Raw genomic sequence first — 11,311 nt, forward strand, 5'->3', positions numbered from 1 at the left:
GTGCCCGGCCGGGCACGTGGCGGCGGCGGTGGGGTATCGCAGCCGCCACGCCCTGCGCGCGACGGTGTGCCGGGTGCTGGGCGCGGACGGCCCGCGGCCCCATAATCCCGGCTGACCGACCGGAGGCTTGAAGATGCTCTACGAACTCGCCGCGCTCTCGTGCCCCCTGAACGCGCTCGATCGAGCCTCCGAGGGGGCGGCCGCCTGGGTCGGCGCGCCCGAGGCCGGCGGCACGCTGCTCGGGAGCTGGCGCACGGAGATCGGGATGCTCGGCCGGATCCTGATCCTGCGCGGCTTCGAGGCGCCCGAGGACGTGAGCGCCGAGCGCCGCCGCGCCCTGACCAGCGCGAACCCGTTCCATGCCGGTGCCGTCGTCAGCGCCTTGGAGATGGATAGCTATGCGGCCTTCCCGTTCCTGCCGCCGGTGCGGATCGGAGCGCGCGGCGCCGTCTACGAGTTCCGCACCTACCGTCTGAAGCCCGGCGGCCTGCTGCCCACGCTGGACGCCTGGGAGGCCGCGGTCCCGCCGGCCAAGCCCTACACGGACCACCTCGTGATCAACATGTACGCCCTCGACGGCGCACCGCGGATCACCCACGTCTGGGGCTTCCCCAGCCTGGAGGAGCGGGCGTCCCTTCGCCGGGCGGCGCAGGGCTCCGGGCACTGGCCGCCGAAGGGCGGCCCCGACCACATCGCCGAGGCCGTCTCCAGCATCGGGCTGCCCGAGGCTTGGTCGCCGCTGACGTGAGGACAGCTCAGGTGGCGCGGGCGGAAAAGTCGATGCGCGGGTCGATCCAGACGTAGATCAGGTCGGAGAGCAGGTTCACCGCGAGCCCGAGCAGCGAGAAGATGTACAGGGTCGCGAACACCACCGGGTAGTCGCGCCCGACGATCGCCCGGAACGAGAGCTCGCCGAGGCCGTCGAGCGAAAAGATCGTCTCGATCAGCAGCGAGCCGGTGAAGAAGGCCGAGATGAAGGCGCCGGGAAAGCCCGCGATCACGATCAGCATCGCGTTGCGGAAGACGTGGCCGTAGAGCACGCGTCGCTCGGAATTGCCCTTCATCCGAGCGGTGAGCACGTATTGCTTGCGGATCTCGTCGAGGAACGAGTTCTTGGTGAGCAGGGTCGAGGTCGCGAAGGCGCCGATCACCAGCGCGGTCAGCGGCAGCACCATGTGCCAGGCGTAGTCGGTGACCTTGTGCCAAGTCGTGAACGTCTCCCAGCCTTCGCTGGTCAGGCCGCGCAAGGGGAACCACTGGAAGAACGACCCGCCGGAGAACAGGATGATCAGCATCAGCCCGAACATGAACCCGGGCACCGAGTAGCCGACGATCACGACGAACGAGGTCCAGCGGTCGAAGCGCGCCCCGTCCGAGACCGCCTTGCGGATGCCGAGCGGGATCGAGATCGCGTAGGACAGCAGCGTCATCCACAGCCCCAGCGAGATCGAGACCGGCAACCGCTCCTTGATCAGCTCGACGACGGTGACGTCGCGAAAGTAGCTGCGCCCGAAATCGAAGCGGACGTAGTCCCAGAGCATCTTGGCGAAGCGCTCGGGCGCCGGCTTGTCGAAGCCGAACTGCTTCTCGAGCTTGGCGATGAAATCGGGGCTCAGCCCCTGCGCGCCGCGGTAGCGCGAGCTCGCCTCGCCGCCGGAGGCCGGCCGGCTCGCGCTGCCCAGGTCGCCGGTGCCGCCGGTGACCCGCGAGAGCGTGCCGTCGCCCTGCCCCTGCATCTGCGCGAGCACCCGCTCCACCGGCCCGCCGGGGGCGAACTGCACGATGGTGAAGGTGATCAGCATGATCCCGAACAGGGTCGGGATCATCAGGCCGATGCGGCGCAGGACATAGCCGAGCAAGGAAGGGTTCTCCTGTGTCGCCGAAGGCCGGGCCTCGACGGTCTTGGCGCCTCGGTTCAGTCCCGGCCGATGCGCCGGGCCTTGTCGGCGTCGAACCACCACACCGCCGGCGCGCCGAGATCGTATTTCGGCCCCTCCGCGGGGTGGCCGTAGACGTCCCAGAGCGCGAGCCGGTGCGTGCCGGCATACCACATCGGCACCCAGTAGCGCCCGGCGCGTAGGACTCGGTCGAGCGCCCGGCAGGCGGCGTCCAGCGCCTCGCGCGATGTTGCGTCGGCGATCGCGGTGAGCAGCACGTCGATCGCCGGGTCGGCGATGCCCGACAGGTTGTTGGAGCCGGGCGTCGCGGCCGAGCGCGACCCGTAGGTCTCGCGCAGCTCCGCGCCCGGGGTCATGCCGCTGGCATAGCGCCGCGAGGTGATGTCGAAGTCGAAGTCCTTGAGGCGCGACTGGTACTGCGAGGCGTCGACGGTGCGGATCGTCGCCCGGATGCCGAGCAGGCCGAGGTTGCGGATGAAGGGGTGGGTGTGTGGCTCCAGCGCCGGGCTCGAATCGAGGAATTCGATCGTGAACGGCTTGCCGCCGGGCAGCGTGAGCAGGCCGCCGTCGCGGGTGCAGCCGGCCTCGCGCAGCAGCGCGTCGGCGCGCTTGAGCAGCGCACGGTCCTGCCCCGACCCGTCCGAGGTCGGCGGCGTCCACGGCTCGCCGAACACCTCCGCCGCCAGGTCGTTCCGCAGGGACCCGAGCAGTGCCAACTCCGCGGGCGAGGGCGTGCCGATCGCCTTCAGGATCGAGTTCTCGAAGAACGAGGCCGTGCGCACGTAGGCGCCGAACATGATGTTCTTGTTCGTCCATTCGAAGTCGAAGCACAGGCCGATCGCCTCGCGCACCCGCGGGTCGCGGAAGGCTGGCCGCCGCGTGTTCATCCACCAGCCCTGCGTGCCCGAGGGCCGGGCATCCGGCACGGTAGTGCGCACGACCCGGCCTTCGTTCGCCGCCGGGAAGTCGTAGCCGGTGGCCCAGACCCGCGCGGTAAACTCCTCGCGGAAGGTGAAGGCGCCGCCCTTGAACGCTTCGAAGGCGACGTTGCGGTCGCGGAAATACTCGTAGCGGATCGCGTCGAAGTTGTTCTGCCCGACCATCGTCGGCAGCTCCGCGGCCCAATAGTCGCGGACCCGCTCGAACTCGATCGATCGCCCGACGTCGACGCGCCCCACTTGATACGGGCCGGAGCCGAGCGGCGGCTCCAGGGTGGAGGCCGAGAAGTCGCGTTTTCCGTAGTAGGCCGCGGAGAAGATCGGCAGTTGCGCGATCGTGAGCGGGAGGTCGCGGGCGCGGCCGGGTGCGAAGGTGATCACCACCGTCGCGTCGTCGGGCGCCGTCGCATCGCGCATGGCGCGGATCACCTCGGAAATCTCGGGGTGGCCCTTCTCGCGCAGCAGCTTGAGGCTGAACGCCACGTCCTTCGCCGTCAGCTTCGAGCCGTCGTGGAAGAGCGCCTGCGGCCGCAGGGTGAAGGTGTAGGTCAGCCCGTCGTCGGACACCGCCACCGACCGCGCGACGAGACCGTAGAGCGCGTCCGGCTCGTCCAGCGCCCGCACCATCAGGCTGTCGAAGGTGAGGTTCATGCCGGCGGCCCCCTCCCCCTGCAGCACGTAGGCGTTCAGGGTGTTGAAGGTGTCGGCCGCCTGGTTGCCGAAGGTCTGGCTCAGCTGCGACGAGAACCGCCCGCCCCGCGGCGCCATCGGGTTCACGTAGTCGAAGCGCTGGAAGTCCTTCGGGTACTTCAGCTCGCCGAAGCTCGACATCCCGTGCGATGCCGCGGTTTGGGCGACCGCGCCGCGCGGCAGAGCCGCGGCGACGCCGAGCGCGCCCGCCCCGAGGACGAGCGAACGGCGGGAGACCCGGCTCAACGCGGCGCCCCGGTCTTGGCGGCCGCCGCCTCGTCGTACCACCACGTCGTCGGGAAGCCGGACGAGCCGTAGAGCGGCAGGACGGCCGGATGCGCGAACCGGTTCCAGCGCAGGGTCCGCGAGACGTTCGAGGCCCATTGCGGCACGACGAAGTCGTGGGACAGCAGCACCCGGTCCAGTGCATGGGTCGCCGCCAGCACGCCGGGCCTGTCTTTGGCAAAGATCACCTTCTCGATCAGCGCGTCGATCGCGGGATCCTTGATACCGATGAGGTTGCGCGAGCCGGGCTTGTCGGCAGATGCCGAGCCCCAGTACTCGCGCTGCTCGTTGCCCGGCGAGAGCGATTCCGGCCAGGAGCCGGTGGTGACGTCGAAGTCGAAGTTGCGCAGCCGGTTCTGGTACTGCGCCTGGTCGATCACCCGCAGCGAGGTGCCGACGCCGATGAGCTTGAGCTGCGCCGAGAACGGCAGGATCACCCGCTCGAAGGTGTTCTGGAACTCCAGGAATTCGACGGTGAGCGGCTCGCCCGTCGCCTTGTTCACCATGCGCCCGTCGCGCTGCTCGTAGCCGGCCTCGCGCAGCAGGCGCACGGCCTCGCGCAGGTTCGTGCGCACGGCCTCCGGCGTCTCGCTCACGGGGTTCTTGTAGGGCGTGGTGAAGACGGACGGCGGCACCTTGTCCTTCACCGTGTCGAGCAGCGCCTTCTCCTCGCCCTCGGGCAGGCCGGAGGCGGCGAGCTCGGAGCCGTAGAAGTACGAGTCGATGCGCTTATACAAGCCGTAGAACAGCGCCCGGTTCATCTCCTCGAAGTTCATCGCAAGGTTGAAGGCGCGCCGCACGCGCGGGTTCTTGAACTTGTCCTTGCGGGTGTTGAAGATGAACGCCTGCATGTTGCCGTTGCCGCGGTCGGGGAAGGCCTCCTTGATCAGGCGGTCGTCCTTCACCGCGGGGAAGTCGTCGTAGGCGGTGGCCCAGTTGCGGGCGATGTTCTCGGCGCGGAAGTCGTAGAGGTCGCCCTTCAGCGCCTCGACCAGCACCGTCCCGTCGCGAAAATACTCGTAGCGCTGGGTGCCGAAGTTGTTGCGCCCGGCATTCACCGCCAGGTCCTTGCCCCAGTAGTCGGCGACGCGGACATAGGTCGCCGAGCGGCCGGGATCGAATTTATCCAGCTTGTACGGGCCCGATCCCAGCGGCGGCTCCAGCGTCGTCTCGGCGACGTTGCGCTGGCGCCCTTGTGCGTCCTTGCCCGTCCACCAGTGCTTGGGCAGCACGGGGAGCTGCCCGATCACCTGCGGCAGCTCGCGGTTGCCGGTCTCGGTGAAGGTGAAGGTCACCTCGCGCGGGCCGGCGGCTTCCGCCTTCGCCACGGTCTGGTAGTAGGCGGCGTAGCGCGGGCTGTTCGCCTTGAAGGTCTCGAACGACCAGACCACGTCCTCGGGGGTGATCGCGACGCCGTCGTGCCACTTCGCGTTCTCGCGCAGGCGGTAGGTCACCGAGCCGAGGTCGGGCGCGACCCGAAGCGCCTCGGCCAGCAGGCCGTAGGAGGTGAAGGGCTCGTCGAGGGATTCGGTGGTGAGCGTGTCGTAGAGCAGCGCGATCCCGCCTTCGAGGTCGCCCTTCAGGCCCGAGACCACGAGGTTGAAGTTGTCGAACCCGCCCTGCGCCCCGAGGCGCACGAGGCCGCCCTTGGGGGCGCCTGGGTCGGCGTAGTCGAAATGCTTGAAGTCCGGGCCGTATTTCGGCTGGCCCATCAGCGTCACCGCGTGGACCCAGCCGGCGCCGGCCGCCGGAGGCGCCGGCTCGGACTGGGCGGCCGCGGGGCCTGCGATGCACGAGAGCGTCAGGGTGGCGGCCAAGGTGGCGGCGAAGAAACGTCCGATCACGGGATACGCTGTCACGAGGGGGCGGTCTCCGGTCCGTCGGCCCGTCGCCGGGCCATCCCCGCCTGCTTAGGACGGACCGCGCCGCCACGCCAACCCGGCGCGTCCGCGCAGACCCCGCCGCACCGGCGACAACCCTACGGCCCGCCGCGCGTTGGGGCCGACAGGACAGGAAGACCGATGCCGACGATCCGCCACGACACCCTCCCGTTGAACGGCCTCGACCTGCACGTCGCGCAGGTGGGCAGCGGGCCGCCGCTGCTGCTGCTTCACGGTTGGCCGGAATTCTGGCTGACCTGGGAGCCGGTGATGACGCGGCTTTCCGAGCGCTTCACCTGCATCGCGCCGGACCTCCGCGGCTTCGGCCTGACCGGCAAGCCCGATGCCGGCCCCAACGACAAGGTCGGCCCCAAGGCCCACGTGCAGGACATGCTCGCGCTCCTCGACGCCCTCGGACTCGATCGCGTCGGCGTGGTCTCGCACGACGTCGGCGCCTACGTCGCGCAGGGGCTGGCGCACGCCGCGCCCGAGCGGCTGGAGGGCCTGTTCTACTTCGACTGCCCGTATGGCGGCATCGGTCCGCGCCTGGGCGCGCCCGAGAACCTGCGCGAGATCTGGTACCAGTCCTTCCACCTGATGCCCTACGCGGCCGAGCTCGTCGGCTCGTCGCGGGAGGCGTGCAAGACCTACGTCGGCGGCATCCTGCGGCACTGGTCGGGTCCGAACCCGCACGCCTTCGACGACGTGATCGAGGATTTCGTCGACAACTTCCTCCAGCCCGGCAACCTGCAGGGCGGGTTCGACTGGTATCTCAGCCAGAACGCGGGCCGGATCGCGATGATCCGCGGCGAGGCGCCTGTGCCGAAACCCATCGCGGTGCCGACCTGCATCCGCTGGGGCGACTCCTCGCCGCTCTTTCCCTACGCCTGGACCGATCGCCTGCCGGAATACTTTTCCAACCTCGACCTTGCGCCGTTTCCAGGCGCCGCGCACTTCCCGCATCGCGAGAAGCCGGATGCGGCGGCGGCCGAGATCGCGCGGTTCTTCTCTCGCTGATCGAAACCCACGCACCGATTTCCCGGACGGGTGGAGCGTCAGCGGAACCCGATCCGGGGCCCAGCACAAGGATACGCGAAGCGGCCAAATCGTCGGCGCCGACGATCACGAGCCGCCGACGCGGCCGGTTCTGCCGCTGGATCCGGGATCACCCCCCGCTCGCGCTCCGGGCGTCCGGGAAATCGGCCTGAGCGTCACGCCGCCCGCCCGCGGCGTCCCTCCACCAGCCACATCGCCAGCACGGCCGCGGCCAGCAGCGCCAGGGCCGCGAGCCCGAGCGCCAGGGGGTAGACCTCGACGCCGCGGATGACGGCGCTGTCGCTCGGGCGGAAGCCGATCCAGTCGGCGCCCGAGAGGCGGCCGCCGCGCACGCTCTGGAGGCGCGGCACCGCGACGGCGCCCGACGCGTCCGCGACGCGGCGGATCGAGCCGCCGGAGGCGTCGGCGACCGGCTTCAGGCGATCGGTGTCGCTGAACACGTCGGCGAGCTCGCGCGGGTTCGGCGGGCCGACGCTGACGAAGGCGGCGAGCGTGCCCGAGCGCAAGGTGTGCAGGCCGAGCTCGGTCGCCTCGAAGGTCGCGCCGAACAGCCCGGGCTCGGACGGCTTCAGGGCGAGCGTGCTGGTCTTGCCGGTCGGGCTCGCGACGACGACCGGATCGGTCGCCTCCGCCATGGTCTGGCGCTCGACGCGGACCTCGCGACCGCGGCCGGTCATCTGCGCGCGCAAAGCCTCCTCTTCCAGCGCCGGCTCCTTCATCAGCCAATGCGCGAGGCGGCGCAGCAGGTCGAGATAGGGGCCGCCGTCCTGGTAGCCACGCGCCCACAGCCAGGTGTGGTCGGACAGCATGAGTGCCACGCGGCCCTTCTCCTCGCGGGAGAGGGCGAGCAGCGGCAGGTTCTCGGCGCCCGACAGCAGCGGCTGGTTCCCGGCCCGCGTCTGCGCCGCGACGATGCGGAGCCAGTCGCCCCAGGCCGGCGGCGTCGCGTCTCCGCCGGGCAGCGCCCGCGTCACCGGATGGCGGTTGCCGGTCGCCGTCGCCGTCGGCTTGTAGGGCTGCTCGACCACGCGCCCGTTCGGGTCGCCCGGCAGGATGCCGGAAAGACGCGTGCGCGCGAGGCTCGCCGGGCCGGCGAATTCCGGGCCGGCAGCGATCAGGAGCGCGCCGCCCTCGCGGACGTAGCGGGTGATGTTGTCGAAATAGGCCGAGGGCAGCACGCTCTGGTTGGCGTAGCGGTCGAAGATGATCAGGTCGAAGTCCTTGATCTTCTGGACGAACAGCTCGCGCGTCGGGAAGGCGATCAGCGACAGCTCGGAGATCGGCGTGCCGTCCTGCTTCTCCGGCGGCCGCAGGATGGTGAAGTGCACGAGGTCGACGTTGGCGTCCGATTTCAGCAGGTTGCGCCAGGTGCGCTCGCCCTGGTGCGGCTCGCCGGAGACCAGCAGCACCCGCAGCTTCTCGCGGATGCCCTCGATGGGGAGCACGGCGCGGTTGTTGACCGTGGTCAGCTCGCCCGGCAACGGCTCGACCTCGATCTCGACGACGTTCGGGCCGCCATGCTCGATCTTCAGCGCGAGGTCGAACGGCTTGTCCGTCGGCACGGTGCGGCGCCCGATCTCCTCGCCGTCGCGGCGCAGGGCGACGACGGCCGAGCCGGTGCCGCCGCGCTCCATCACCTCGGCGCGGATCGTGAGGTCCTTGCCGACGATGCCGAAGCGGGGCGCCTCCAGGAGCTTGATCTGCCGGTCGCGCTCGTCCGGGTGCCCGGTGACGAGCACGTGCAGCGGCGCCTTGATCCCGAGGGCCGCGAGCGAGGCCGGGATGTCGTGCACGACGCCGTCGGTGAGCATCACCACGCCGGCCAACCGCTCAGGCGGCACGTCGGCGAGCGCCTGGCCCAGGGCGGCGAAAAGCTTGGTGCCGTCGTCGCCGGCGGCGTCCGGCACGTCGATGAAGCGCGGCTCGATGTTCGTCAGCGCACCGAAGCGACGCTGCAATTCGGCCCTGACCTGGTCAGTCGCCGCCGGCCGGTCGCCGAGCGCCTGAGACCCGGATCGGTCGACGATCACCGCGGCGATGTCCTTCACCGGCTCGCGATCCTCGCGCACCAGGGCGGGGTTCGCGAGCGCCGCGAGCACCAGCCCGAGCGCCAGCGCCCGCAGGACGGCGGTGCGTCCCCGCGCCAGGAAGGCGAGCACGGAAAACAGCGCCACGATCACGGCGAAGACCGCCAGCACGGGCCAGGGCAGCAGCGGCGTAAAGCTGAGGCTCAGCATGACGGGAGAGCCTTCGTGATCCGGTTACGCGCGGGAAGCGCCGCGTGGCCCCCTCTCCCATGGGGAGAGGGCTGGGGTGAGGGGCGTGACCTGACCGGAGAGGTCACGCCCCTCATCCTGTCCTTCTCCCCCTGGGAGAAGAGACCCGCGACCACGTCCAATGCGTCGGTATGTGTCGGGATCGTCACTGCCCCAGCCGCTCCAGCAGGGCCGGCACGTGGACCTGGTCCGCCTTGTAGTTGCCGGTCAGCGTGTAGATCACGATGTTGACGCCGCCGCGGAAGGCCATCTCGCGCTGGCGCTGGTCGCCGCCGACCACCGGGTAGAGCGGGTCGCCGCGGCGGTCGATCGCCCAGGCCGCGGCGAGGTCGTTGCCGGTGATGACGATCGGGCTGACGCCGTCGCCGGCGCGTGCCGGGCGGCGCTCGGTGCCCTCGGCGGCCGGCGGCAGCGCCTCCACCCAGGTCTGGCCGGTGGCGTAGCGCCCGGGGAAGGTGTCGACGAGGTAGAACGCCTTGGTCAGCACGTGGTCGGAGGGCACCGGCTCCAGCTCCGGGATCTCGAGCGTCGCCAGCATCTTGCGCAGGTACGCCGCCTCCGGGGTCGGCGGGCCGCCGGCCCGGGCCGTGAGCGCGTCGCGGGTGTCGAACAGGACGGTGCCGCCGTTGCGCATGAACGCGTCGACCCGGCGGATCGTGGCCTCCGAGGGCTGCGGCCGGCCCGGCGCGATCGGCCAGTAGATCAGCGGATAGAACGCCAGCTCGTCCTTGGCCGGGTCGAGGCCGGCGGGCTCTCCCGGCTCCAGGGCGGTGCGGGCGGCGAGCATCTGGGTCAGACCGGTCAGGCCGGCCCGGCTCGCCTCGTCGATCGCCGCGTCGCCGGTGACGACGTAGGCGAGGCGCGTGACCAGCGCCGACTCGATGCCGTTCGGGCGGTTGGCCGGCGGCTCCTCGGCCCGCGCCGGCGGCCCGCCAAAAGCTCCGAGAAGGAGCACGCCCGCGATCGCGAGCATCGCCGGGCGGCCGCGGAGGCGGCCGACGAGGCTCCCTGAGCCGTGGTTGAGGAAGCCGCCGAGCCAGAGGCCCGCCAGCGTGTCGAGGACCAGCAGCAGAAGCGCCAGGGTGAACAGGCTCGGGCGCAGGTCGAGGGTCTCGGCCCCGGCGAGCGTGCCGGTGCGGGCGCCCGAGAGCGCGGCGAGGTCGAGCGCCTTGAGGCGGTCGTCGGGCCGGAGGGCGTTCACGGCGGTGCCGCCGTCGGCGGGGCCGTAGAAGCCCGGCGGATGCTCTGCCGAGGCGCGGTCGGCGTAGTCGGCCGGCACGGCGGTGGCGGAGGCCGGCGGGGTGCCGAGCGCCCCGAAGCCGTCGAGCGCCAGTCGCGGGGCGAGGATCGCGGCGGCCGGCCGCGGGCCGCCCTCCGTGGGGGCGGCGGAGGAACCGGCCAGCGCCACCACCCGGCGCAGCATGTCGATGAACAGGCCCGACAACGGCAGGTTCGACCAGGTCGTGTCGGCGGTGACGTGGAACAGCACCACGAGCCCCTGCCCGCGATGCTTGGCGGTGACGATCGGCGTGCCGTCCTGCAACGAGGCCCAGGTGCGGCCGGGCAGGTCGCCGTCGGGCTCGGCCAGGATCTGACGCCGCACGCCGATGTCGGCGGGCGGCGTCAGGCCGGCAAACGGGCTCTCGGGGGCGAAGGGCGCCAGCGTCTTCGGGCTGTCCCAGGAGAGCGTGCCGCCGAGCGTCCGGCCGCCGCGGCGCAGGCGCACAGGCACCAGCGGATCGCTGCCGGCCGCGAGTCGTGGGCCGGCGAAGCGCAGCAGCAGGCCGCCGCCCTCGACGAAGGCCTGGACGCGGGTGGCGGTGCGGTCGTCCATCGCGCCGACGTCGGCGAGCACCAGCACCGTCACCTGGTTGTCGAGGAGCTGCGCCACCTGGTCGGCGATGCCCTTGGCGCCGCGGGCCTCCTGCACGTCGGCGAAGGGCTGGAGCGCGCGGGAGAGATAGTAGGTCGGCGCCAGCAGCGGCTGCGCCTGGTCGCTGGTGCCGCCGAAGACGAGGCCGACGCGGCGGCGCTTGCCGCGCTCGTCCACCAGCGTCACGGCGCCGGCCGAGCGCTCGCCGGCGATTTCGATGCGGCTGACGCCGTTGCGCAGCTCGATCGGCATGTCGAAGGCGATCTCGGCCTCAGTGGCGTCGGGCGCGAGGGCGAAGTCGTGCTCGGCCAGCGGCAGGCCCTTCTGGTCGAGCGCGCGCACGAGGCCGGCGTCGCGGCCGTTGCGGGCGGCGCGCAGCACCCGGGCCGTGAGCTTGCCCCCGGCCTCGGACGCG

7 protein-coding genes are annotated in these 11,311 nt (G+C 71.3%); 2 read left to right on the forward strand and 5 right to left on the reverse strand.

Features of this window, described 5'->3' with window-relative positions; all coding sequences use genetic code 11:
• Positions 1 to 133 precede the first annotated feature (133 nt).
• Positions 134 to 748, forward strand: coding sequence for an NIPSNAP family protein (locus tag FV229_RS21810; RefSeq protein WP_147753971.1), 615 nt, complete (start codon positions 134 to 136; stop codon positions 746 to 748).
• Positions 749 to 755: 7 nt separating this feature from the next.
• On the opposite strand, the gene FV229_RS21815 is transcribed toward FV229_RS21810, so the two are convergent.
• From FV229_RS21815 to FV229_RS21825, 3 genes are read right to left on the reverse strand one after another with little or no spacing between them, the layout of a single operon-like run.
• Positions 756 to 1,859: a microcin C ABC transporter permease YejB gene (locus tag FV229_RS21815; protein WP_147753972.1), complete on the reverse strand. Its 1,104-nt coding sequence runs from the start codon at positions 1,857 to 1,859 to the stop codon at positions 756 to 758.
• A 56-nt stretch (positions 1,860 to 1,915) separates the two neighbouring features.
• Entirely contained in the window at positions 1,916 to 3,772 is a 1,857-nt protein-coding gene (locus FV229_RS21820) for an extracellular solute-binding protein (protein WP_187275241.1), read from the reverse strand.
• Positions 3,769 to 5,670: an extracellular solute-binding protein gene (locus FV229_RS21825; protein ID WP_246688285.1), complete on the reverse strand. Its 1,902-nt coding sequence runs from the start codon at positions 5,668 to 5,670 to the stop codon at positions 3,769 to 3,771. Before FV229_RS21825 ends, FV229_RS21820 begins: the two co-directional genes overlap by 4 nt.
• A 162-nt stretch (positions 5,671 to 5,832) precedes the next feature.
• On the opposite strand from FV229_RS21825, the gene FV229_RS21830 reads away from it, so the two are divergent.
• Positions 5,833 to 6,708, forward strand: coding sequence for an alpha/beta hydrolase (locus FV229_RS21830; protein WP_147753973.1), 876 nt, complete (start codon positions 5,833 to 5,835; stop codon positions 6,706 to 6,708).
• Between the two features lie 194 nt (positions 6,709 to 6,902).
• Here the strand turns inward: FV229_RS21830 and FV229_RS21835 are convergent, their stop codons facing one another.
• Positions 6,903 to 8,984 carry a hypothetical protein gene (locus FV229_RS21835; protein ID WP_147753974.1) on the reverse strand — a complete coding sequence of 694 codons (2,082 nt, stop codon included), beginning with the start codon at positions 8,982 to 8,984 and terminating at the stop codon, positions 6,903 to 6,905.
• 184 nt (positions 8,985 to 9,168) lie between these two features.
• Positions 9,169 to 11,311, reverse strand: a 2,143-nt coding sequence (locus FV229_RS21840) for a DUF4159 domain-containing protein (RefSeq protein WP_147753975.1), incomplete at its 5' end; no start/stop codon positions are given.

This window comes from Methylobacterium sp. WL120, from assembly GCF_008039465.1.
GTDB lineage: Bacteria > Pseudomonadota > Alphaproteobacteria > Rhizobiales > Beijerinckiaceae > Methylobacterium > Methylobacterium cerastii.

Coding starts and splice junctions, on each gene's coding strand:
- FV229_RS21810 (WP_147753971.1), top strand. CDS start 134: ATGCTCTACGAACTCGCCGCGCTCTCGTGCCCCCTGAACGCGCTCGAT.
- FV229_RS21830 (WP_147753973.1), top strand. CDS start 5,833: ATGCCGACGATCCGCCACGACACCCTCCCGTTGAACGGCCTCGACCTG.
- FV229_RS21835 (WP_147753974.1), bottom strand. CDS start 8,984: ATGCTGAGCCTCAGCTTTACGCCGCTGCTGCCCTGGCCCGTGCTGGCG.